Source organism: Desulfovibrio sp. JC022, assembly GCF_010470665.1.
Lineage (GTDB): Bacteria > Desulfobacterota > Desulfovibrionia > Desulfovibrionales > Desulfovibrionaceae > Maridesulfovibrio.
Genome location: NZ_VOPZ01000003.1, coordinates 1 through 24,103 on the forward strand (window position 1 = coordinate 1; position 24,103 = coordinate 24,103).

At 50.1% G+C, this 24,103-nt stretch carries 14 protein-coding genes; 7 read left to right on the top strand and 7 right to left on the bottom strand.

Annotated elements, in window-relative coordinates; genetic code table 11:
• Positions 1 to 409 precede the first annotated feature (409 nt).
• Together FMS18_RS05265 and FMS18_RS05270 are read left to right on the top strand one after the other, a co-directional pair.
• The gene (locus FMS18_RS05265) at positions 410 to 1,147 is read left to right on the top strand and encodes an adenosylcobinamide-GDP ribazoletransferase (protein WP_239060950.1); all 738 of its coding nucleotides are present in this window, start codon (positions 410 to 412) and stop codon (positions 1,145 to 1,147) included.
• Between the two features lie 40 nt (positions 1,148 to 1,187).
• Positions 1,188 to 2,666: an ATP-binding protein gene (locus tag FMS18_RS05270; RefSeq protein WP_163292705.1), complete on the top strand. Its 1,479-nt coding sequence runs from the start codon at positions 1,188 to 1,190 to the stop codon at positions 2,664 to 2,666.
• Here the strand turns inward: FMS18_RS05270 and FMS18_RS05275 are convergent.
• The 3 genes from FMS18_RS05275 to acs form a co-directional block, all read right to left on the bottom strand.
• Positions 2,607 to 5,141 (bottom strand): cache domain-containing protein, encoded by a 2,535-nt coding sequence (locus FMS18_RS05275; RefSeq protein ID WP_163292706.1) that lies wholly within the window; start codon positions 5,139 to 5,141, stop codon positions 2,607 to 2,609. The two genes, FMS18_RS05270 and FMS18_RS05275, sit on opposite strands and share 60 nt — an antisense overlap.
• Positions 5,142 to 5,243: 102 nt before the next feature.
• A complete protein-coding gene (locus FMS18_RS05280) occupies positions 5,244 to 5,696 on the bottom strand; it encodes a pyridoxamine 5'-phosphate oxidase family protein (RefSeq protein ID WP_163292707.1) in 453 nt (150 codons plus the stop codon).
• Positions 5,697 to 5,699: 3 nt separating this feature from the next.
• Positions 5,700 to 7,688 carry an acetate--CoA ligase gene (gene acs / locus FMS18_RS05285; protein WP_163292708.1) on the bottom strand — a complete coding sequence of 663 codons (1,989 nt, stop codon included), beginning with the start codon at positions 7,686 to 7,688 and terminating at the stop codon, positions 5,700 to 5,702.
• A 224-nt stretch (positions 7,689 to 7,912) separates the two neighbouring features.
• Between acs and FMS18_RS05290 the strand changes: the two genes are divergently transcribed.
• The 4 genes from FMS18_RS05290 (at position 7,913) to FMS18_RS05305 (ending at position 14,500) form a co-directional block, all read left to right on the top strand.
• Positions 7,913 to 10,621: a bifunctional acetate--CoA ligase family protein/GNAT family N-acetyltransferase gene (locus FMS18_RS05290; protein WP_163292709.1), complete on the top strand. Its 2,709-nt coding sequence runs from the start codon at positions 7,913 to 7,915 to the stop codon at positions 10,619 to 10,621.
• Positions 10,622 to 10,623: 2 nt separating this feature from the next.
• Entirely contained in the window at positions 10,624 to 11,769 is a 1,146-nt protein-coding gene (locus tag FMS18_RS05295) for a lysylphosphatidylglycerol synthase transmembrane domain-containing protein (protein ID WP_163292710.1), read from the top strand.
• 413 nt (positions 11,770 to 12,182) lie between these two features.
• Positions 12,183 to 12,749: a carbonic anhydrase gene (locus tag FMS18_RS05300; RefSeq protein ID WP_239060951.1), complete on the top strand. Its 567-nt coding sequence runs from the start codon at positions 12,183 to 12,185 to the stop codon at positions 12,747 to 12,749.
• Positions 12,750 to 12,856: 107 nt separating this feature from the next.
• A complete protein-coding gene (locus FMS18_RS05305; RefSeq protein WP_163292712.1) occupies positions 12,857 to 14,500 on the top strand; it encodes a diguanylate cyclase in 1,644 nt (547 codons plus the stop codon).
• Here the strand turns inward: FMS18_RS05305 and FMS18_RS05310 are convergent.
• The 4 genes from FMS18_RS05310 to FMS18_RS05325 all read right to left on the bottom strand — a co-directional run bounded on the left by FMS18_RS05310 (position 14,488) and on the right by FMS18_RS05325 (position 20,194).
• Positions 14,488 to 15,879 carry a sigma-54 dependent transcriptional regulator gene (locus FMS18_RS05310; RefSeq protein ID WP_163292713.1) on the bottom strand — a complete coding sequence of 464 codons (1,392 nt, stop codon included), beginning with the start codon at positions 15,877 to 15,879 and terminating at the stop codon, positions 14,488 to 14,490. The genes FMS18_RS05305 and FMS18_RS05310 overlap by 13 nt on opposite strands.
• A gap of 11 nt (positions 15,880 to 15,890) precedes the next feature.
• Positions 15,891 to 17,276 (bottom strand): HD domain-containing phosphohydrolase, encoded by a 1,386-nt coding sequence (locus FMS18_RS05315; RefSeq protein ID WP_163292714.1) that lies wholly within the window; start codon positions 17,274 to 17,276, stop codon positions 15,891 to 15,893.
• 103 nt (positions 17,277 to 17,379) lie between these two features.
• Positions 17,380 to 19,572, bottom strand: a complete 2,193-nt coding sequence (locus tag FMS18_RS05320; RefSeq protein ID WP_163292715.1) for a PAS domain-containing sensor histidine kinase — start codon at positions 19,570 to 19,572, stop codon at positions 17,380 to 17,382.
• A gap of 13 nt (positions 19,573 to 19,585) precedes the next feature.
• Positions 19,586 to 20,194: a DUF4390 domain-containing protein gene (locus tag FMS18_RS05325; protein WP_163292716.1), complete on the bottom strand. Its 609-nt coding sequence runs from the start codon at positions 20,192 to 20,194 to the stop codon at positions 19,586 to 19,588.
• A 172-nt stretch (positions 20,195 to 20,366) separates the two neighbouring features.
• Between FMS18_RS05325 and FMS18_RS05330 the strand changes: the two genes are divergently transcribed.
• A complete protein-coding gene (locus tag FMS18_RS05330; RefSeq protein WP_163292717.1) occupies positions 20,367 to 24,053 on the top strand; it encodes a DUF748 domain-containing protein in 3,687 nt (1,228 codons plus the stop codon).
• Positions 24,054 to 24,103 lie beyond the last annotated feature (50 nt).

The following is a 24,103-nucleotide window of genomic DNA, read 5'->3' on the forward strand; positions in this document are numbered from 1 at the left end:
ATTGTCGATCTGCATCTCGGCTGGCTCGTTTTCTCCGTAAAGCACCAGTCCGGTTGTGAGTTCTTTTCGGGACCTGCGTTCCATCCGGTAATCAGAAAAGTTCATTATTTGCTACCTGTGTTAAAGTTGCGGAAGTATGCCCTGAACTCCTATTATTCAAAGCAATCCTTTTCCCATTCACTTTAAAGGTATCGAGCTGGGCGGACCTGAATCAGGTAAATCAGGTCCGGGTTGAGAAAAAAATGGAAATTCTTGATACTGGACGGATTGGAATAAAACAGGCGATCAGCTGATATCAAAATGGTCTTTCCGCGCAACAGCGGCGAAGCCTTAATAAAAGTTTTGGGAGAGTCCAGAGAACCTTTTTCCAAAAAGGTTCTCTGGTCCCCGAAGGGCCGCCGGAGGCATCTTGAATATAATTCGTGACATTTTAATTACCCTTGGCTTTATGACCCGCATCGGTCCGGTCATGGAAATCGAAGCTGATGACATCGGGCGCACTGTAAAATGGATGCCGCTTAGCGGTCTGGTTCTGGGCGGGTTGATCGTGCTTCCTTTCTGGCTGGGCTTGTTTGCGGGTAAATTCTGGATTCAGGCATGGCTGACCGTTGCCGCCTCGGCTTACCTGACCCGTGGGCTGCACTTTGACGGCTTTGCGGATATTGCCGACGGGGCCGGACCTTACCCGGACCCTGAGCGGTTCTGGAAGATCAGCAAAGACAGTTGTTCCGGTGTGTTCGGGGTGTTGGCTCTGGTGCTGGCTGCGCTGGGGCAAACTGTTTGTTTTTATTATGTGTATGAGGCCGGGGCCTTTGGCGCGGTAGTCTGGATTTTCGTGCTCGGCAGGCTGGGCAATGCTGTGATGAGCATGGTCGGTAAGCCTATGGCAAGGCCGGGGCAGGGCAGCTTGTCCATGCGCGGAGCGGACAGGCTTTCAATTAGCGTTGCAGCTGCGACAACGGTGCTGTTGGGGGCTTTCGCGGTCAGTCCGGCAGTGCAATTGCTGGCTTATGCTTTTGGTGCATGCTCCATTTTCTTTTTGTTCCGGCTGGCTAAAAAGGTCGGTGGTGCAAATGGCGATTTTCTCGGAGCTTCAGTGGTGCTCGGCGAATTGGCAGGATTACTGGCATTCTGTGCATTGAATTGATATAACGGCTTAATATTTTAAAATAAGCATAGGAATCAACATGGATAATCTGCCTACATTGAAGAACTTCGGCGAACAGCTTGATCTCCTGAAACGGCTCATTAAAGAGGGAAACGAGGAGCAGGCTGATTTTATTGCCCAGAATATGTATGAGAATTACGCCTATGCCCGTGACGGTTTTCTTTCACAGGAAGATGCAAATCTTGGGGCACGTCATGATCTTGCTGAGAAAGACGAGCGGATTGCTATGCTTGAGGATAAACTCAAAGAAGCTTTCAGTGTTTATAATGCTGATTTGCAGCTTTTCGGTAAATTTTGCAAAGCCCTGCAATATGTGAACAGCCTTAAATCCATGGCTGACCTGCCTGATGCGCTGAGGGGGATTGCGGGCGAACTGGGCTTAGGGCGGATTGCCGTTGTTCTGGATCGTGAGCTATGCAAGGACATACCCTGTCCAGAGATTCCGACCTTTTATCTTAAAGGCTGCATGCGCTATATTGATGCTACTTTGAATGATGGCCCTAACCGGGTTTTTCTGGGACCTATTTCCCGGATGATGCGCCCGGATGTTTTTTTCGGGGACCCGGAAGTCGGTCCGGAATTGGGGGGCTCCTGTTTTGCTTTCGGCTTGAGGGATAAATATACGCCCGGCAGGCTGATCGGTCTTATTTCAATCCATGACCCTTCGGAAGATCGCTTTCAGCCTGACATGGGTACGGATTTTCTGGAATATTTCTGTAGTTCTGTAGCCTCCACCCTCATTGATGTTATCAATCATGAGCGGGGTGAACTTTTGCGTGTGGATGTGGAGCGCATCACCCGCCACGATTTGAAGACTCCACTCAACGCGGTTATCAATCTGCCCCATCTGCTGCTGGTGGGGGAGGCCGATCCTGATAAAATCGAGCTGATCAAGAATATTCAGGATGCCGGATACCGCATGCTGGGATTGGTTAACAGATCCTACGATCTATACCGTATGGAAACCGGCTCTTACCGTTTACGTCCTGAGCGGGTGGATGTCGTGCCGCTGATCAAACGTATAGCAACAGATCTTCAGAATATTATTGAAGGCCGCGACTCAGCACTTAAGGTGTTCATTGATGGGAATGAAGCCGGGAACGATGATTCATTTTATGTGCAGGGTGAGGAGTTATTGCTTTTTTCCATGCTTGCCAATCTGCTTAAAAACAGCATTGAGGCCAGCCCGACGGGAAGCCCGGTCACGGTTAATCTTGACCAGGCAGAGTATCCGCTTATTTCCGTCCACAATTTCGGTGATGTTCCGGATGCGGTCAGAGATAGTTTTTTTGAGAAGTATTCCACCGCAGGCAAAAGCAGTGGAACCGGACTGGGAACGTACTCCGCAAGCCTGATCGCAAAGGTTCATGGCGGCTCGATCAGTATGGAGTCCACCAAGGAGAGGGGAACTACGGTGGCAGTTGATTTTGACCCTGAATCAGCGCAGGGAGGAGATTGGCAGCCTGAAAATGAATTTGGCCCCGGCTCCCGGTGTTGATTCTATGGTAAAGCTGCCGTTGTGGTTCTCGGTGATGATAAAGTAGGATACTGAAAGACCCAGCCCGGTCCCGACCCCTTTGGGCTTGGTGGTGAAGAAAGGATCAAAGACTCTTTTGCGCACACTTTCCTCCATGCCCGGACCGTTGTCTGAAACAGAAGTGGCTACATAGTCCCCCTCCTGCCATATCTTGATTTCTATCCGTGGTTTTTCGCAATTGCTGTCATTCATGGCATGGGCTGCGTTGCCCAGCAGGTTAAGCATGACCTGTTCTATTTCTGTGGGCGCGCAGATTACAAAGGGAAGATTTTCTTCGTAATCCTTGATCAGCTCGATTTTTCTGAAATCATATTTTTTCTTGAGATTGTAGTCCTGCTCTGCAAGAGCAATAGCACTGTCGGTCAATTCATTCAGTCTGCATGTGGTGCGGTGAACGTCAGTTTTACGGCTGAAATTAAGCATATTGGCAATGATTCCTGCCGCACGGGTTGCGGATTCCCGGACTCCTGAAATAATTTTAAAGATGCCGCGTTCTTCTATGTATTTATTGATAGTTTCAAGGGAAATATCCATTTGCCGAGCGACTTGTTGATTTTTGGACAGACCGGGCATCAGCCTGCGTTCAATATTCTGGGTTCCTTGAAGTATACCCCCTAACGGGTTGTTGATTTCATGGGCCATACCCGCAGCCAGTCCGCCCACGGACATCATTTTTTCGGTCTGGACCATCATTTCTTCAATACGTACATTGTCGGTCACATCATCAAGACGGATGACAGCCCCGTCAAAACCCTCGCTTATCAGAGGGTAGATGGTGATATTTTCGTAGCGGGTTTCTCCATTCACAATCCGCGGGATACGTATTTTTTGTTGTGTTTTTCCATTGATGATTTGCTGCTTAGCCTTGTCAATTTCCTTATCCAACTGGGGAAATACGGCGGAAAGCTGTTTGCCGTTTACGGATTCGAAGCTTAGTCCGCTGGATTTGGCGGCTCCCTTGTTCCAAAGGGTGATCGCGCCGACTTTATCCACTCCCACAAGTATGGAGGGCATGGAGTCTATAATGTTCTTTTGGTGGTTACGCAGCTTGATTAATTCTTTTTCCACCCGTGCGTGTTCTGTGATTTTTGTTTCGAGCTGGTAATTACTTGCTGAGAGCTGTCTGTTTCCGTCTTCCAGAGCAGTCAGCAATTCCTCTTTTTCTTGCATGCCGGATTTTATGGACTCCAGCATCTGGCTGATAACCTTACCCAGTTCCTTAATTTCTCTAGGTCCTTCCTGTGGGATTTCAGAGGCCGACATGCCTCCTTCACGGATGGCCCGTGCGGCTGCGGTCAGTTTTGTGAGCGGCTGGGCTATCTTGCTGGAAAGGATGGTCGCAAAAAGCAGGGCCAGAGCCAGCACACCGATGGAGAGCATGCTTATTTCTTTTCTGAGCATCTGTCCCGGTTTTTCCAGATCATCCATGTATGCTGAAGAACATATGTACCAGTCCAAGGGTTCAAAATATTTGATATAGGCCCTTTTGCGGAAGGTGAAGTCGCCCTTGCGGCGCGGTGGTTTATCCCAAATATATTCAAATATGCCGTCTTTGTGGGCTGCTTCCATGAGTTCAAGGAAAATGGGATTACCTGTTTCAGGGTTCAGAAGTTCAGTTATAGGGATGTTTTCATAGTTTGGATGGATTATTAGTTCCGGACTGCCTGAAAACAAAAAAATGTAGCCGTTTTTACCGACCTTTATATTCTGAAAACTTCTTTTTAGCTCTTTAAGTACGGCTTCAATTCTTATCTTTACTTCTTTTTCAATATCATCAATGTAGACGCCAGATCCGACAACCCAACCCCACTCCTTAAAAATCTGTACATAAGAGAGCTTAGGTTGTTCTTTGGTCAGTCCTTGCTTAGTTGGTTTGGGCCATAGGTATTCAGTGTATCCTGATCCGAATTTCTTACAGATATCGCGAAAGGCAGCAAAGATATTTTCCTCGCTGTTGCGCACCCCTTTAAAGCGGGGATCATCGAGTATTTTCCCATCCAGAGCAGGTATGGTCGGGTGCATGACCATACGAGGGATTGGAATGGTGTCGTCATTTATCCAGATATACCCTGTCCCGTCATCGTAGCGCATGCTTTTTAATTGTTCGATGCTGAGTTTTTTGGCTTCGGCTTCTGACAATACTCCACTAGTGTATTTATCGTAATTGAGCCGGATAAGATCAATGGACATTCCCACTATATTTTTAAGATGCTGCTTGCGGGCGGAAATGGCGGACTTTTCGGAAAAAATAATACTTTGATACTGGGTGTCTAGCTCTTGATAGACGGCGTCCACAATGGCTTGCGCATGGGCGAACTCAGACTCCATAACCGAGTCCGTTACTGTGCGCTGGGCAAAGTAAGTCAGTCCGGCAGTGGTCGCTATGACCAGCCCGGCGGCAAAAAAAAGCAGGATCGCTTTCATGGACTTGAACATTTGTCTCCCGGTCAGAGTAATGGAAGTCTGATTCTACGGGACAAATATAACATAGTAATATGAAGTGGTAAATTTATTTACGGTCCAGAGTGTTGCGATTTTTTAATGGAGGTCTATGTAAAAGGAATTCTGCGGGCCGTTCAGGAGCTGAAATGAATCAGCCTTGATGCGTATAACGGAATTCTCAGGCCCGGAAAACGCGTCTGCAATTGCCGGTGCCGTTTCGGCAATTGCAGACTTAATGGTCTTGATTTCAGCGTCGTCCGTAACCGGGATAAAAATCCCTTTGACAGTCAGGGCTTTGATTTCATTCCGTCTGTCAGACAGTTTGCCGTCCCGGTCATCTATCAGCAGGCTGACCTGCGGATTTTGAGAAAGGTTCTTCCATTTACGGCTTTTCCTGCTGCTGACCATGTAGATCTCGTTGCAGTCCGCAGAACTGGCGTAAGCCATTAGCGAAGTGTGTATTCCGTCTTCGCCTGATGTTGCCAGAACAAGGATATTACATTTGCGGACAAGCTTCTGACAGCTGGTTAGTTGTTCATGGTTACTCATGTTCTACTCGAAAAGAATTTTCTGGCCTTCAATGAGATCGTTGATCACCGAGGCATCCGAAAGGGTGGTGGTGTCGCCGAGATCATTTTCACCCACTGCGATACGGCGCAGGATGCGGCGCATTATCTTGCCGGAACGGGTTTTGGGCAATCCTTCAGAGAACTGAATGGCTTCAGGCACGGCAATGGGACTTATTTTTTCACTGATCCATTCACACAGGGCCGCGCGCATTTCATCATCTTCATCTAGCCCGCTGCGCAGGGTCACATAGGCGTAGACTGACTGTCCCTTGATTTCGTGGGGAATACCTACCACTGCGGCTTCAGTCACATCGGGATGGGCAATGAGTGCCGATTCAATCTCGGTTGTGCCTAAGCGGTGCCCGGAAACATTGATAACATCGTCAAGGCGGCCCATAATCCAATGGAAGCCGTCTTCGTCAATGCGTGCTCCGTCCCCTGTTTCGTAGCTGCCGGGAAAACGTTCAAAGTATGTTTTCCGGTAGCGTTCCTTGTCATTGTGGATAGCCGTCAGCATGCCCGGCCATGGTTTTGTGATCAGCAGGTGCCCGCCTTCGTTGGGAGAGGCTTCATTTCCGTCACTGCGCACGATGGCTGTACTTATCCCCGGAAGAGGTTTTCCGGTGGAGCCGGGTTTGAGTTTGTCCACATAGGGCAGGGGTGAGATAAGGATGCCTCCGGTCTCGGTCTGCCACCATGTGTCCAGCAGGGGCAGTTTTCCTTTGCCTATATGTTCGTGAAACCAGACCCAGACTTCCGGGTTGATGGGTTCTCCTACAGAGCCAAGGATGCGTAAGGTTGAAAGTTCATACTTCTCCGTCCACTGCGAACCTTCGCGCATGAGCGCACGAATGGCTGTGGGAGTAGTGTAAAAGATATTTACACCGTAACGGTTGATAATCTCCCAGTAACGGTCCGGGCGGGGATATGCGGGAACTCCTTCGAAAAGCAGGGTCGTGGCACCCAAAGCCAGCGGCCCGTATACAGTATAGCTGTGCCCGGTGATCCAACCGATGTCGGCAGTGCACCAGTGAACATCGTCATCCTTAAGATCGAAAACCCACTGGGTAGTGTGGGCAGTGATGGTCATGTAGCCGCCGGTACTGTGAACAATGCCCTTGGGCTTTCCGGTACTGCCGGAGGTGTGCAGGATGAACAGCGGGTCTGTGGAACGCATGGATTCAGGCTTGCAATAGTCTTCAATGTCCGAGCTTGCCATTTCCTCCTGCCACCATGTGTCGCGGCCCTCAATGAAATCGATTTCGCTACCGGTGCGTTTGACCATGATGACCTGCTCAACCGAGGGGCACTCGAAAAGAGCTTCATCCACATTGCGTTTCAGGGGAATGGTTTTTCCCCCGCGCAGGACTCCGTCTGCGGCAATGAGGATTTTAGCGTCGCAGTCGATAATGCGGTTTTGCAGGCTTACAGCTGAAAATCCGGCGAAAATAACCGAGTGCACAGCCCCGATGCGGGCGCAGGCCAGCATGGAGATGACCAGTTCCGGTACCATGGGCAGGTATATGGCTACCCGGTCACCTTTGGAAACACCCATCTTTTTAAGCACATTGGCAAAGCGGCAGACTTTGCGGTGCAGCATATGATAGGTGAAGACCCGGACTTCTTCTTCCGGTTCTCCCTGCCAGATCAGGGCTGCCTTGTTGCGTTTGCCGTTTTCCAGATGGCGGTCAAGGCAGTTTTCAGAAGCGTTGAGTCTTCCGCCTGAAAACCATTTGTATTCATTCTTTTGGGGATCAGATTCAAGAGCGGTTTTAAAATCACGTTTCCAGTGCAGCAGCTCGCGGGCTCTTTCAGCCCAGAAAGCTTCCGGGTCTTTGTCCGCCATGCGACAGGCCTGTTCATATTTATTCGCTGTAAGGTTGGCCTTGTCTAGTATTTGCTGCGGCATTTCCTGCGGCGGATCAAAGGTGCGTTCTTCGGTCATCAGGTTCTCAATTCTGTTATCACTCATATTTTCCGGCTCCGGCTCATGAAATTTTATGCTGGTTCGTGCACTCTTCTATTGATCATATACGCTGTTTCAGCCGGGTTGAACAGGGCTGTGGACCATCACCATACGCGGTAATTCCATATTTAGGCTCGTGTTGACCGCTTTATGCTTGATATGCAGCTTGATCAGCAGGTATGTATAAGTTTGTGGACGGTTAAGCGGCGGAACCCTAACAAGAGGCCTTCATGAGCGTTATCAATCTGGAATATCTTTTTCAGCCCGGATCAGTTGCTGTAATAGGTGCAACCAATGACCCCGCCAATGCGGGAAATATCCTTATGCGCAACCTGATGGGCGGGGGATTTCTCGGCCCGGTGATGCCGGTAAGTACTGCTGCCGAGGCTATTTCCGGGGTTCTGACTTACAAGGATGTGGCGGATCTGCCCAAGGTCCCGGACCTTGCGGTTATTTGTTTGCCGCTTCAGGAGTGTCCTCCGCTTATTGAAAGGCTCAGTGCCATTGGAGTTAAGGCCTGTGCCCTGATCGGTCCGGGGTTCAGTGCTATCCCTGAAAAGGAAAGGGTCAGGCTGAGGGCGGAACTTCTGCGGGCAGCCAATTCTCCTCAGATGCGAATTCTCGGTCCCAAGAGCCTCGGTTTCATTGTTCCGGCCCTGAATCTTAATGCCAGCCTCGCCCCCCTTCCGGCCAAAGCGGGTAAAATCGCTTTTGTTTCCCAGTCGGACAGTTTTATTCCTACGGTTCTGGATTGGGCGGCTACCAATGATATCGGTTTTTCCCATGTTGTTTCTCTGGGCAGCCGTATTGATCTCACTTTCGGGGACGTGCTCGACTATCTCGGCTCCGATGCCCAGACGCGCTCTATTCTGCTTTACATTGAATCAATTAACGATGCCCGCGATTTTATGTCTGCGGCCCGTGCGGCCTCGCGCAACAAGCCGGTTCTGGCGATCCGTCCGGGGCAGGCTTTGCAGCAGGTCACTCATGAGTTGTCCCGTTTGGACAACACTATGATCGCCCGTGCCGAGGAAGTCTACGATGTGGCTTTCCGCAGGGCCGGGATGCTGCGGGTGCAGACTATTGACGGCATGTTTGACGCAGCCCAGACCCTTGCCAGCTTGCGCCAGCCGGTGCGCGGGGACAGATTGGCGATTATTGTGAACGGGACCAGTGCCGGACTAACCGCTGCTGACGGCCTGATTCGCAGGGGCGGCAAGCTAGCCAAACTTTCCGATGAAACCGTGGAGAAGCTGGATGTTGTCTTTGACGGGGAGTGGAGCGGTGCCAATCCGGTGACCATAAAATTCGATACTCCCGGTCAGAAATATCTTGATGCCCTTAAGATACTGATCAAGGACAAGGGCGTGGACGCCGTGCTGGTGGTCCATGTGCCTTTTGCCGGGATAGCCAGTGCTGAAGTCGCTGAAATACTTGCCAAGGGGTTGAAAAAGGTCCGGCGTATGGTGCTGACCTCATGGCTGGGATCGGATATGTCCCGCAAATCGCGGAAGATTTTTTCTGTTCATGGCATTCCCACTTACGAGAGTGCGGATCAGGCCGTGCGCGCTTTTATGTACATGGCGGAGTATCAGCGTAACCAGGAATTGCTCACTGAAACACCGGATTCCCTGCCTACTGATTTTTTCCCGGATACCACCACTGCCCGCGAAACAGTACACAAGGCTCTTTCCGAGGGACGTCAGGAACTTAACGAACCCGAAGCGCGCAAGGTTCTCGCGGCTTACGGTCTGCCCGTGGTTGAAACAAGGGTGGCCCTTTCCGCCCGTGAAGCAGTTATTGCGGCTGATGAAATCGGTTGTCCGGTGGCCCTTAAGATACGTTCCCCGCAAATCAATCAGCCTTATGATGTGGGCGGGGTGGTTCTTGACCTTGAGAGCCCGGAAAAAGTATGGGAAGCGGCAGCGACCATGCTGACCCGCGTCAATCGTCAACGTCCTGATGCCTACATCGAAGGATTCACGGTCCAGAAAATGGGCCGCAGGCTGGGAGCGCACGAACTTTTTATTTCCGCTGCTGCGGATTCCACCTTCGGGCCGATCATTCATTTCGGTCATGGGGGTATGACCCGCGAGGTTGTCCGCGATCAGGCCGTGGCCATGGTTCCCCTGAATATGAGTCTTGCCCGTGAACTCATCAGCAGGACCCGTATTTCACGGTTGCTTTCCGGCACACCGACCCAGCCCCCTGCGGATATTGAAGATCTTTGCCTGACCCTGATTCAGGTTTCGCAGCTTTTTATCGATATCCCTCAGATCGTGCATCTGGATATCAATCCCCTTTACGGTGATGATACCGGGGTTCTGGCACTTGGTGCCAAGATTATGGTGGCTGAATGCCGGGAGGATTGCCCGCAACTGGCTATCCGTCCTTATCCCCGTGAACTTGAGGAATGCGTTGTGCTCCGGGACAGCAGGCAGGTTACTTTGCGGCCCATCCGTCCCGAAGATGAACCGGCCCACTATAAATTTTTGGAACAGGTTTCGGATGAAGATATGCGTATGCGCTTTTTCGGCGTGGTGCGCAGGGATTTTGACCACAAGGATATGTCCCGCTTCACCCAGATCAATTATGACCGCGAGATGGCCTTTATAGCCACAGCCATGGGTGAGGACGGCAAGCCGGAAACCCTCGGCGTTGTGCGCACCTCCACCAAGCCGGATAATTCGGAAGCGGAGTTCGCCATTGTGATCCGTTCCGATCTAAAGGGAACCGGGCTGGGCTCCATGCTTTTTCATAAGATCATCCGTTACACAAAGGAACGGGGAACCCATTGGCTGGTGGGGCAGACCCTTTTTGAAAACAAGGCCATGCAGGGACTTTCCCGTAAATTCGGATTTGAAATCAGCGAAAATTATGAAGAAGACCTTGTGGAAATGCGTCTGGACTGCACAAAGCTGGAAGATGATGCGGAGTAGAATTGAGTCATCCTGAACCTGAAACAAGCCGGACCAAGGTTTTCATATCAAATATTATAAAGTCCCTCTTTGCCGGGGGACTTCTTTTCTGGTTAGTCAAATCCGGGGGAATCAGGCCGGAATATCTCATGGTTGCCCCGGAACATATTCCGGGGCTGAGTGCGGCTTGCCTGATTATCGCTGCGGGGATGAGTTTGGCGGCCTTGCGTTACGTGGAGCTGCTTAAGGGAGCGGGGCTTACGATCAAGCCTGGTGATAGTTTTTCCATTTCCGCGATTATGTATTTTTTCACCCAATGCGTCATGGGATCGGCCAGTGGAGATGTGGCCCGTTATTTTTACACCACCCGTATTACCGGAGAGGGCGCACGAGTCGGTGCGGCCATCATTGTGGACCGCATTATCGGTATTATGGGGCTGTTCATGTTCGGCGGGCTGGGTATGGCTTTCAATTGGTCTCTTGTGGAGCACTCGCCGGAATTGCGGATTATTGCCTGTCCCATGCTGGGAATTCTCTGTTTGATCTGGCTGAGCGTGTTGCTCGGATTTCTGGCTCTTGTGCGCGGACGGATGTTCGGTTTTCTGGCTGGGATAACCTTTCCTGTTCTGGCTGGATTGCTCTGCATTTCCGATTCAGGATTTCTGGGCCGGGAAGTGGGGCCGGTGCTTTTTTACGCCGCTTCATTGTCTCTTGTTGCGCCTTTGATTGCCCCTGAATTTCTGGAGACAGGTTTTGTTTACAGGAGATTTTTCAAGGGATCGAAACTTGGAGAGAAACTCGGAGAGGTTGTTTCAGCTCTGCTTGTTTACCGGAATTCCACAACAACGGTTTTAAAAATTGCAGGACTGACTGCAGTACAGCACCTTGCTCTTATTTACTCTCTTTATCTGCTTTCCCGGATTCAGAATATCCCGGTATTGCCTGATTTCAATGAGATATTTTTCGCGGCTCCGCTTTCCTTTCTTGCCGGGGTAATTCCCGCTCCCGCTGCCGGGCTGGGGGTCAATGAAGCGGCTTTTGAAACCCTGCTTTATCTGGGGTCCTGCGGAACAGTCACTGCCGGGGCGTCCATTTTTCTTATGTACCGGATCTGGGCCACCCTGTTTAGTTTGAGCGGACTCTATTTCGTGATGCGTTCAAAGAAATAATAAAAACCATGTCGGGCCGTTCAGCGAGGTAAAGCGTTCTTGCGAAGGCCTTACCCGGGTGAAGGACCGGACATGGTTTTAAGGAACTTGCGTCTTTCGCATTCAGTTCCTGACACCCTCCCGATTGATGTCTTGCATATCTGATCGGTATGCGGGAGAAAAACTTTACATACTTCTATAAAAGTAATTTTCCAGCCGCCTCTTGCATAAACATGGTCGGGGTATGTATGGTGCCTGTATTGAGTTCAACCAATTGCAACCGGCGGAGTCTCTAATTGAGGAAATTATTTTTATTTTTCATAACTGCATTCCTGTTAAATTTCCCATGTACCAATGCTCTGGCTGATAACGGAACTTCCGCGCCCGGCTTGGATCAGCAACAGAGGGGGGCAGACCAGGCGCTGGTGTTGCTTATGGAAGGAAACTTGCGTTTTGTAAAAGGAACCAGTGTCTATCCCAACCAGACCTCCCATCAACGCAAGGTTCTGGCCTTAAGGGGACAGAATCCTTTTGCCACTGTGGTTACTGCTTCTGATTCACGGGTTGATCCGGTGTTGATTTTTGATCGCGGTCTCGGTGATCTTTTCACTGTGCGTCTGGCGGGTAACGTGGCCGGATCGGATACTCTGGCCTCGGTTGAATACTCCATGCTGGCCCTTGAAACACCGTTGCTGGTGGTTATGGGGCATACCCGTTCAACTTTGATCAAAGCGGCTATCGACAAGGTGGAGCTGAGAGGGCATCTGGTGCAGCTCATGGGTAAACTGGAGCCGGCAGTCAAGATGACCCGCGTACTTTATCCTTCGCTCAAGGGCGGAGAGCTGGTAGATAAAGTTGCGGAAACAAATGTCCGTCAGGTCATGCGTGAAATTCTGGGCCAATGTCCGGCTATTCTTGAAAAGGTTCGCTCCGGCAAGGCTCAGCTTATGGGTGCTGTTTACGATACTGATACAGGGGTCGTGCGCTGGCTTGGACCTTAGACTTTTTTAGTGTTAATTCAGGGCAATCTCGTGTTATATATTATGAGGTTGCCTTTTTTTTGGGTATTGGCCCTGAGTTACCAGTGCCGTGGACGGAGTTGAATATCATGATTGATAATGAACTAAGACATGTGCAGAGAAAAAGCCTGAAGCTTTTTTTACTGATCTTTATTTTTGCGGGCAGTATTGTGGTCGCAATGATGTCTTTTTTCTTTATTACGGAGAATAATAACCATTTGGACCAACTGAAGATGAGAGAGCAGGCTTCGGTTGATTTACAGGAAGAAGTGATCAAAGACAGCTTTGATTTTATTGTCAGCGACCTTCTTTTCCTTGCCGGGCAATCTCCGCTTATTGATTTTTGTAACTCTGAACACAAAGGCGAAAAACGCATCGTTGAAAAAGAGTTTTACAATTTTTTGTTTTGTAAGAAGAAGTACAACCATGTCGTTTTCTTAGATAGTTCCGGCATGGAAAAAATAAGGGTTAACTATAATAAAGGTGACCCTTGGGTTGTCATGGATGAAAAACTTCAGGACAAATCCCGGCGTTATTATTTTGCTGACTGTCTTCCTCTTGAAGAGCGTGAAGTCTTTATTTCACCCCTTGATTTGAATATAGAGCGCGGGCATGTGGAAAAGCCCTACAAGCCGGTTGTTCGTTTTGGGACTCCGGTTTTTGATTCCGAGGGCAACAAGGACGGGGTCTTGGTTTTTAATTATCTTGCCCAGGATATGCTTGAACGTATTTCAAGTATTGATACCGCTGCCCCCAGTGTGAAAATGCTGCTTAATTCAAAAGGTTATTGGCTCCTAGGACCTGACCGGGCCAGCGAATGGGGGTTTATGCTGCCTGATCGCATGAACCTTTCCTTTGCGAAAATATATCCGGATGAATGGGAACGCATGCTCAAGGAAAAGAAGGGGCAGTTTCGTTCAGCAAATGGACTGTTTACCTTTGTAACCATTCATCCCCTGCGTGAGGGGTACCGCTCCAGCACCGGAGCTGGCGGGCCGTATTTGCCGAGCAGGATGCTGGTCAGTTCCGCAGGTTATTTCTGGGTGCTTGCTTCACATCTGCCTGAAGGAGTTATGGAGGAAAGCGCCGTGGAGTTGTTTTTCAATATGGCTTTGCTGGGCGGTGTTTTTATACTGTTTGTCGCGTCCGGAGCATGGATTCTGGCATTGTCTCTCACCAAGCGTCGGCTTTATCAGGAACAGTTGCTTAAGACAGCCATGCATGATTCCCTGACCGGACTGCCCAATCGTAAACTTTTCTTTGATAGGCTGGAGAATCTTATTGAGAGTTCAGGGCGTTACGGGCGCGGTTTTGCCCTTGTCTACCTTGACCTTAATGGATTCAAGAAAATTAATGATACATTAGGACATGCTGCGGGTGATGAACTTTTAATCAGTTTTGGGAACAGGCTAAAAGCCAGTTTGCGTAAATCTGATACTGTGGCCCGTCTTGGCGGTGATGAATTTGCAGTAATCTTGCCTGAAGTGAATTCTCCTGAACAGCTTAAGAAAATTTGTTCCAAGGTTTATACACAGTTTTCCGCTCCGATACAGCTAAGCATGAAAAAGGTGATGATCAGCTTCAGTGCCGGTGCGGCCATTTTTCCCACACATGCAACGGACAGTGAAAATCTGGTCAAGTATGCTGATGCAGCTATGTACGACGATAAAAGAAGTGGAAAGAGTGATAGTTTGATTGTCAGCAACGACCAAGGCCGAAATCAGTCCACTTGAATCTCGTAAGCTTTGAGCTTGCGGTAGAGGGAGCTTCTTTCAAGTCCCACTGCTTCAGCCAGTTTTGACACATTACCTTTATACTCGCGGAGTTTTGCTTCAAGGAACTGGGCTTCAAAGTCCGCACGGGCCTTTTTGAAATCCACCTCGCCCTCGGGAAGAGGGTGTGGCTGTTGTTCCTGATCAGTGCCTGTTCTCTCATTACGCGGACCGTTGGAGATTTCCGGGGGCAGTTTGTCCGGGCCGACTTCTTTGCCGCCGAACATGATCAGCATTCTTTCCACAAAATTTTTCAATTCCCTTACATTTCCGGGCCACGAGTATTGGGTCAGCACTTTGAGGGCCGAGTCAGTAAAGGCCAGTGGTTTGAAGCCGTGCTGGCGGTTGAGACTGGTGATAAATTCATTGATCAGCAAAGGAATGTCCTTTGCCCGGTCACGCAGGGGGGGGACTTCCAGCGGGAAGACTTTCAGCCGATAGTAAAGGTCCTCACGGAAGTTACCGTTTTTGATTTCCTGAAACAGGTCTTTGTTGGTCGCGGCGATTACGCGCACGTCCACATTGATGGTTTTCCTGCCGCCGACCCTTTCAAATCGTTGTTCTTGCAGGATTCGCAGGATTTTGGCCTGTGTTTTCAGGCTCATGTCGCCGATTTCATCCAGAAACAGGGTGCCGTTGTCGGCCAGTTCGAATTTACCTTCCTGCGCTTTTTCCGCTCCGGTGAAGGCTCCTTTCTCATGACCGAATAGTTCTGATTCAATCAGTTCTTCAGGAATGGCTGCGCAGTTTACCGCCACAAGGGGGTTGGTTGATCGCTGGCTTTGGGAATGAATGGAGCGGGCTACAATTTCCTTGCCGGTTCCGTTTTCACCGGTAATGAGTACCCATGCGTCAGTGGGGGCGACTTGCCCGATGACTTCGCGCATGGAATCAATGGATTCGGATTGTCCGGTAAGTTTGGCGGGTTGTTCTGCGGCAATACGGGTGCGCAGGGCCTTGTTTTCTGATTGCAAGCGGGAGAATTCCACGGCTTTTTCAGCAGTGATGACCACCTTTTCAAGAGAGAGCGGCTTTTCAATAAAGTCGAAAGCTCCTTTTTTGATGGCGGAAACAGCGGTTTCAATGTTGCCGTGGCCGGAGATCATGACCACAGGCAGCCAGTCCCATTCTTTTTTGATATGGTCGAGGACTTTAAGACCGTCCATGCCCGGAAGCCAGATATCAAGAAAGACAAGGTCGGGCTGTTCTTCGGCAAGATGTTTCAAAGCTATTTCGCCGGATTCAGCATCGCTGACAGCAAATCCTTCATCTTCAAGAATTCCGCGCAGGGAGTACCTGATGCCGTCTTCGTCATCCACAATCAGTATATTTTTGTTCATCTGTCTTCCGTCTATGTTTCAAAGGAAAAATTATCTTCTTCAATCAGTTGGGTGCAGGCATCAACCACTTCGGGATCATACGATGTTCCCCGTCCGCGCGCAATTTCAGCCATGGCTTTGGGCAACCCCAGTGCCGCGCGATAGGGACGGTGGGAGCTCATGGCTTCCACCACGTCAGCTACGGAGATGATCCGGGCTGCTTGCAGGATGCTATCCCCACTGAGTCCGTTGGGGTAGCCGGTTCCGTCCATGCGTTCATGGTGTTGGATAACAATCTTGGCTACAGGCCATGGAAAGGAAATGCCTTTCAGGATTTCATAGCCGGCTTCGCTATGGGTTTTCATCAGGTTCATTTCAAGGTCGGTCAAGCGGGTCGGTTTGGAAAGAATTTCAGCCGGGATGGATATTTTACCCACATCGTGCAGAATTCCGGCGATCCTGATGCTGTTGATTTCCTCAGCGGAAAGTTTCATTTTTACGGCTATGCGGCAGGCCAGTTCCGCCACCCGCTGCTGATGCCCGGAGGTGTAGGGATCGCGTTTTTCAGACATGGCGGTCAGGGAAGCTACAGTTTCATCAAAAGTTCTCCGCAGCTGAGTAAGGCTTTCCTTAAGGGCATCCTCACTTTTTTTCAGTTCAGAAATATCGCGTAGTACCACGACCTTGCCCACAACATCTGCTTTTTCCTCAATACCGGAAATGTTTATGGATACAGGGGTCATTCCATGTGGACTTTTGAGGATTGCGTCACCGATTATGGAATCGTTACCGGAAAAAAAATCAATGGATTTCATTGTCCCTGAGTCAAAAATACTGACAGTTTCCTGAAAATCATGGCCGAATAAGCAATCAATGTCGTTACCCATGAGCGAACATGCGGATTTGTTCATGGACTTGATACGTCCATGGTGGTCGGTGGTAATGACAGCATCATCTATGCTGTCAAAAGTGGTTTTCAGCCAGCGGCGGTTTTCATTAAGGGTGGTTTCCGCACGGTGCTTGTAGAGGGCCATTTCTATGGTCAGGTTCAGTTCCCGGTCTTCAAAGGGTTTGATAATGTAGCCGAAAGGTTCGGTTATCTTGGCTCTTTTAAGGGTGTCATTATCAGCATAGGCTGTAAGGTAAATGATGGGAATATTACATTCTTTGTTGATTGCAGCCGCAGTGTCTATGCCGTCCATATCTCCTTCCAGCATGATGTCCATGAGGATTAGGTCGGGATTGCATTCTTCTAGAATCTGCACAGCCTGTTCGCCGGATGTGGCTATCCCGGCCACATGGTAGCCGAGTTTTTTAAGCCTTCCTTGTATGTCCAGAGAAACGATAGCTTCATCTTCCACAACCAAGATGCGGGAAGGGGCTTTGTTGCCAGCACTTTTTTCAGAGTAAGAAATCATGTGAATTCCATTGTTACTGGTCACAGGAAAAGCGATTATTCTTGAGGCACGGTACTATACTAAACGATATTATAAGTTCGAGGCAAGCATAAGGAATAATATATCAGGTGGGCAGTTCCAGCACGAAAATGGTTCCGTGCGGTTCAGCCGGTTTGACCCTGATGAATCCGCGATGGTCGGTCACGATTGATTTGACGATGGTCAGGCCGAGTCCGGTTCCGCTTTTTTTACTGGAAAAGTATGGTTCGAACATTCTTGAACGTTCATCGGCGGAAAGACCGGGGCCGTTATCCTGTACCTCCACCCTCAGCCAGCCGAGGGTGGCATCATGCATGGCGGTGATGGTGACAGCTGGCGATTCGCATTCATCCAGTGCTTCCGCAGCATTGGTGAGCAGGTTGATCAGGGTGCGGCGCATGGCTTCGCGGTCAAGTTCCAGCTGTGGCAGGTCGCCATCAAAGCTCAGGGACCATTCAATATTGCTGTGGCTGTTGCGGTACAGGCTGACTACTTCTTCAAGCAGGGGGCCAATGTTGTCCGGCTTGAGCCGCACTTCAGGCAGCTTGGCGTAGGCGGAAAATTCCTGAACCATCTGTTGCAGGTGTTCCACCTGAGAGATGATCAGGTCTGTACTTTCCCTGAAAACACTATCCTCTATTTCAGGACCGAATTTGCGTTGCAGCCGCTGGGCCGAAAGCTTGATGGGCGTAAGCGGGTTCTTGATTTCGTGGGCAATGCGTCTTGCAACTTCACGCCATGCAGCAATGCGCTGCATTTTTTCCAGTTCGGTAATATCTTCAAATACAGCCACGATGCCGGTGCTTGATTCCCCGGCTTTGAGGGCCACTACGTTGACCAGAAATTTCCTGTGCCGTCCTTCCACGGTAAGGGAAAGCTGTCTCTGCCACTGGGAAAAGGGGCTGGTGGCCATGTGGGAGCGTGCCTCGGCAATAAGTGAGGCCAGATCACCTTCAGGCAGCAGGGCCAGCGGATCTCTGCCGTGCACAAAGCGGGCTTCGATACCCAGCATTTCTTCAATGGCTGAGTTTACGGTGCTGATCTTTCCTTCTTCGTTAAGGGAGATAACCCCGGCGGTGATGTTGTTGAGTACCGCTTCCATGTAGCGGCCTCTGCGTTCCAGTTCCTGATTCTGCTGGGCCAGTCTGTCGTTAGCAGTTTTCAGGCTTTTCTGGCTCTCTTCAAGATCTTCAGCCATGCGGTTGAAGGATTGGACCATGAAGCCCAGCTCATCGTCCGAGCGGTCTTCAAGGCGTACTGTAAGGTCGCCGCGGGCAATGCGCTGCGAACCCGCAGCCAAAGCCTGAATAGGCGCGGAAAGTTCTTTGGAAAGCCGGAACCCGAACCAGATGGAACCGAGGATAATCAGCAGGGTCGTTACGCCGAGGGTCAGGTAAAGGCTCATTTTGAGCGGATACTTCAAAGTTTTTAACTGTTTGTATTCATCAAGCCCGCGCACAACCCGGTCCAGCTTGTAGAGCAGTCCCTGTCCGATGTTTTCCCCGATGATCAGGAATCCGGTTTTGCCATCGTCAACCGGGAGAATCCCGATGACCATGTCGTTACCGGGCATGGGATGGATGGTGGACCAGAAGCGGGGTTTCTTTTTCATGTCCTCCCAGTCAACCTTGGCGTTGATTTCAGCCCAGGCCTTGTCCCATGATCCTTGCGAATACCAGTTGATCTTCTTGCGGTCGGGCCGGATAACCCCCAGCAGGCCGAGGTCATATTCCCCCAGTTTTTTACCGAGGAATTTTTTCATGGATTTACCGCCCCATGCGTAGCGGCTCTCCTTGATGGTCTCAAGGATGTTGTCGCCGCGCCGTTCTAAACCTTCCTGTGCCGAAGCATAAAAGGCCCTTCCCAATTCAAGGGATTGGACCATGGATTCTTCAACCTGATTCTTGAACCAGTAGTCCACGGAAATCTGTACGAACTGCATAGCCATGAAGAACATGAGCAGGGTCGGCACCAGTGAAAGGGACATGAAAGAAAGAACCATGCGCGTTCGCAGTTTGGAGCCCAGCACCCTGCGCCGCCGCTCAAGGAGCAGCTTGACCCCGTTGCGGACCACGATGAACAGGACAATGAGCAGCAGGATGAAGTTCAGGTTGAACAATCCCACGAAAAGATAGGAGTTGACCCCGATATACTTGAGCTGCACAAAACCCAGACCCACAAACACCAGCAGGCAGAAGAAGGCAATATAATATTCGCGCTGTCTGCGTTTGCGTTCTTTGGTGTCGGGTACACTGATTTTAATGTTCTGCTCGGTCATGGCGGTCCTGAAATCAATAGGTGAAATCCAGCTGGTATGTTGCGGCCGGGATTACGTCCCATGACCAGAAAAAGAGGGTGTTCTTCAGCCATGCCGGAACTTCAGTGCGGTCCAGCCGGACTTTTAAACGCAGGTTGTACCTTTCTCCCCGTTTAAGGGTGGACCATGGGCCCAGATCGAGGACAAAGCTTTTCCATTCATCACGCAGGAGGATGGATAGGCTTTTATTTTTGAATATCTTGGCTCCCGGTTTTTCCAACACAAACTGGTTGGATAGAGAGTCGAAGTATAATTTACTACTGTATGTTTTGCCCGCAACCTTTGAATCCAGCCAGACGCTTTTGTGTTCAAATAGTGAGGCTTTGCACTCAAGTTTGAGTTTCATGCCGTTTTGCAGGGCTTCTTCCACCTGTGTGTCGGCGGTAAGTTCAATACCGAAGCGGGCCATGATGGAACCGGCCTGATTGTCCAGCACCATATTTTTGAGTTGCAGTGAGCTGGCCTGTGCTGCTCCGGGAAGGAAAAGAATGAAAAAGCCCAGCCATAAGATCAGCCCACCCCACATAGTGAAGGTCGGGCATGCTTGCTGAGTCATGTTTATCATTGATCTTTCTGCTTTCATTAGAAATCTTTTCCTCCCGTTTCCGGGCTTAACCTATCAGCCGCCAACCATTTGTTCAACTCCATGATTGCAGTGCGTTACAATTGATATGAAACTGTCTTTTCAAGCCGTAATGATGTATTAATAAGTGATCGGAGCTATTTCGAAGTTATATCGGAGGTCCTAGAATTCCATGCCTAATAAAATTCGCGAACAATGGAGCAGGCTTAATCGTCCGGGCAAAGCCGGGGTGATCATAGTCGGATTGCTTGTTTTTTATACACTTGTTGGTTTTCTTCTTGTTCCCTTTACCATCAAGAAAGTTGCCCTTTCCAAGCTGCCCCCGCTGCTGAACAGGGATGTACGTATTGAGCAGGTAGAACTGAACCCTTATACCCTGCATCTCTCCATTCATGGTTTTGAGATAGGCAAGAAAGAAGGGGAAGGGAATCTGTTTGCATTTAAAACATTTGATCTTAATCTGGATTCATTTTCCCTGTTCCGGCTGTCCCTGATTCTGGACCAGATCAGAATTGTGGACCCGCAGGTGGATTTGTCTATTTTCCGGGGTGGGAGCAGTGTTTCTGATCTTATCCCGGAAGGTGACGTTGAAGAGCAGTCCGAGGGAGCAGATCAGGAAAAGTCTCTTTTCCCGTTTATTGTTCGTGATTTAGACGTAACCAATGGAACTTGCAAGGTTTACGATAAAGTTCGTGATGTGCGCCATGAGATCGCCGGGCTGGATTTATTCGTACCTTTTACCTCTTCCCTGAGCCGGGATAATGATAAACAGGTGCAGCCGACCCTTAATATGGTCATCAATGGCACGCCCTTTATTTTGAAGGGGCACACCCTGCCTTTTAATGAAAGTCTGAAGACCGAGTTTGACTTTTCCCTTAAGAATGCGCAGCTGGCTGAGTACTGGCCCTACCTGCCTATTTACGAGACGACTGAGCTTAAAAGCGGTAGTCTGAGTTCCGATCTGGTGCTTTCCTTTGAGCGCGGGGAATCCCTGTTGCCCAAGGTGCTGATCAGGGGCAAGGCCAATATTTCTGATTTCGATCTTGCGGCCAGAAAAGGTCCTTCCCTGCTTAAATTCAAGGGGCTTGATGTTGATGTGGAAGAGGTCAGCATTCTTCAGCGTCTGCTTAAAATTTCATCCATCCGTTTGAGTGATCCTTACCTGAAGGTTGGTCTTAAAAAAGACGGCAGCCCGGATCTGCTTGATTATTTGTCTCCCTCAATTGAGGCCGGTAAGGAATCCAAGAAAACAGAAGCTGGAACCGAGGCTGAAAGCGGTCCTGCATTGGCTGCGTTGGTCAAGGATTTTAAACTTGAGAACGGGCTGGTGGATTTTACCGACAATAGTTTAGGTAAAGGATTCAACAAGAAAATCGGGCCGATCATGGTTCATGCCGGGAACGTTAGTACTGCCGAGAACGGGGCCGGGACATGGGATTTTCGTATAGGTTCCAACTCTACTGAAATTATCAGCGGGCAGGGCGGTATGACAGTTATTCCCCTGTCGGTAAACGGTTCAGCAGCTGTGGAAGATCTCGATATTCCTGATTATCATGTTTATCTGGATGATCCCCTGCCCCTTGATGTTGCCCGCGGTAAGGTCGGGCTGGGCAGTGATTTTCAGTTCGCAGCGCAGAATGGTTCAGTGCGGCTGGAAAATATCCGGGTCAATGTCGATTCTCTTGATCTGCAACCCAAGGGCGGTGGTAAGACATTGATCGGGTTGGGCGGATTTGCCATGAGCAATGGCACAGTGGACGTAAACAAAAAATCCGTGTTCATAGACTCCATTGATCTCAACAAACTCCTGATCCGGCTTATGCGCGATAAAAAGGGTATTGACCTGCTTAAGCAGATTGAAAAGCATCAGAAACAGGTCAAATCCAAGGGAGTTGGTATTCCAGCCAAGCAGTCCGAAGAATCAACAGAAGCAGCTGATGCGGAGGGGGAGCCATGGAAAGTTACCCTGAACAGGTTCAACCTTGCTGATTCAGCCTTTGAATTAACTGACCGGGCTGCCACGAAGAAGACGGTAACCAGTATCAATGACATCAAAATCGGACTCAACGGGCTGACTTTCCCGGAGAAAAAGCCTTTCAAACTGGCTCTTTCGGCTCTCATTAACAAGCGCGGTTCCATCAAAATTAACGGACAGGCCGGGCCGCAGTCTCTTAAGGGAAAGGGCAGTGTGCAGGTCCGCAAGCTGCGCCTGCGTGATTTTAACGGCTATCTCCCCCCGCAGATGCAGCTGAATATCGCCCGCGGGCATATTGATGTGCACGGGAACTGGAATTTTTCAGCGGCAAATGAACCCATGGCTGGATACACAGGCAAGGTTCAGCTTAAGGATCTGCTTATCCGTGACAATCAGGGTAACAAGCAATTCTTCCATCTCGATGATCTGGCTGTGCGCGAAATAGATTTCCGGTCCGCACCGCTTAAAGTTAAAGTAGGGTCTATTGCTGTACTGGCTCCGCAGGCAAATCTTGAGCGCGAGCAGGACGGTACTTTTAATATTGCCCGTATGTTGACCGGGCAGCGGGCTGAACCTGTGGATGAAGATGCCGTTGAAGCGCAGGCTGAGCAGGCAGCTGAAAAAGCCGAAGTGGCGCGGGCGGAGGGTGTTGCTCCTGCTGACGGAGTTGCAGAGCTTGAAGAGCCGACTGCCGATGAAAAGAAGGAAAACTTTGTTTCCGTAAATAAAATTTTTATGAGCAACGGTACGGTCACTTTTAAGGATTACGCCGTGTCTCCGGCTTTTGAGCTGGATATTACCAAGATGCGTTCTGCGGTGCGGGGCCTTGAACTTCCCCATGGCGAGCGAACCGATATTTCATTTAATGCCACCCTTGATAGCCAATCACCGCTGGTGGCTGAAGGTTATCTGCAGCCCACATCCGAAGGTGCGGATACCGATATCACCGTCTCCCTTGCCAATCTGGATATGACCCAGCTTTCGCCCTATACGGAAAAATTTATCGCCTATCCGGTCAGTACCGGCATGCTTAGCTCGGATGTAGGAGTGAAGCTGCGCGGCAAGATCGTTGCCGTGGATAATGTTTTTGATATCTACCAGTTTGAGGTGGGCGAGAAGGTGGATAACCCGGATGCTCCGAACATCCCCATCGGCCTCGGTCTGGCTTTGCTCCGGGATAGCAGCGGCAACATCCGGCTGGATATTCCGGTGGAGGGTGATCTTTCCGATCCTCAATTCAAGCTGGGCAAGGTTATCGGGCGGGCCATTGTCAACCTGCTGGTTAAGGCCGTTACTTCGCCCTTCGCCTTGATAGGCGCGCTGGTAGGCGGTGGTGAGGATATGGATGTCATGGCTTTTGAACCCGGCAAGGCTGGTTTTAAGGAAGGCGAATTGTCCAAGGTCGAGTCTGTTGCCAAGGCGATGCAGGACCGTCCGGGACTCAAACTTGAGATCAGCGGATTCACCGCGCCCGAGGATATCCCGGCCATGGAAGAGGCCGAGTTCCGCAGGCAGGTTGCCATGCCTAAGTTTCTCGATCTTGAAGGCGATGAGAATGCCCCTGCATCTGTTGAAGAAGTGGTCGTCAGCGAGGAAGAGTATCCCGAATATCTGGAAGAAGCTTACAAGGATGCGACCTTTGAAAGGCCTACGAACTTTCTGGGTATAGTGGTGGCTCAGCCTGTACCGGATATGGAAAAGGCCCTGCGGGATCACATCAAGATCTCTGATACTCAGCTTGCCGACTTAGCGCGGCGCAGGGCTGAGAAGGTCCGTACCAAGCTGGTTGAAGAGTCCGGTATTGAGCCGGGGCGTGTGTTCCTTAAGGGAATGTCCGCTACCGGAAAAGGAACCGGGCCGCGTGTTGAGTTGGGGTTGCAGTAAGAAGTTAGGATGCGCTTCGCGCTTTTGGGATGAAATGATTTCGCCTCCGG

Coding starts and splice junctions, on each gene's coding strand:
- FMS18_RS05290 (WP_163292709.1), top strand. CDS start 7,913: ATGAGCGTTATCAATCTGGAATATCTTTTTCAGCCCGGATCAGTTGCT.
- FMS18_RS05275 (WP_163292706.1), bottom strand. CDS start 5,141: ATGTTCAAGTCCATGAAAGCGATCCTGCTTTTTTTTGCCGCCGGGCTG.
- FMS18_RS05280 (WP_163292707.1), bottom strand. CDS start 5,696: ATGAGTAACCATGAACAACTAACCAGCTGTCAGAAGCTTGTCCGCAAA.
- acs (WP_163292708.1), bottom strand. CDS start 7,688: ATGAGTGATAACAGAATTGAGAACCTGATGACCGAAGAACGCACCTTT.
- FMS18_RS05330 (WP_163292717.1), top strand. CDS start 20,367: ATGCCTAATAAAATTCGCGAACAATGGAGCAGGCTTAATCGTCCGGGC.
- FMS18_RS05305 (WP_163292712.1), top strand. CDS start 12,857: ATGATTGATAATGAACTAAGACATGTGCAGAGAAAAAGCCTGAAGCTT.
- FMS18_RS05320 (WP_163292715.1), bottom strand. CDS start 19,572: ATGACCGAGCAGAACATTAAAATCAGTGTACCCGACACCAAAGAACGC.
- FMS18_RS05300 (WP_239060951.1), top strand. CDS start 12,183: ATGGAAGGAAACTTGCGTTTTGTAAAAGGAACCAGTGTCTATCCCAAC.
- FMS18_RS05270 (WP_163292705.1), top strand. CDS start 1,188: ATGGATAATCTGCCTACATTGAAGAACTTCGGCGAACAGCTTGATCTC.
- FMS18_RS05325 (WP_163292716.1), bottom strand. CDS start 20,194: ATGAAAGCAGAAAGATCAATGATAAACATGACTCAGCAAGCATGCCCG.
- FMS18_RS05310 (WP_163292713.1), bottom strand. CDS start 15,879: ATGAACAAAAATATACTGATTGTGGATGACGAAGACGGCATCAGGTAC.
- FMS18_RS05315 (WP_163292714.1), bottom strand. CDS start 17,276: ATGATTTCTTACTCTGAAAAAAGTGCTGGCAACAAAGCCCCTTCCCGC.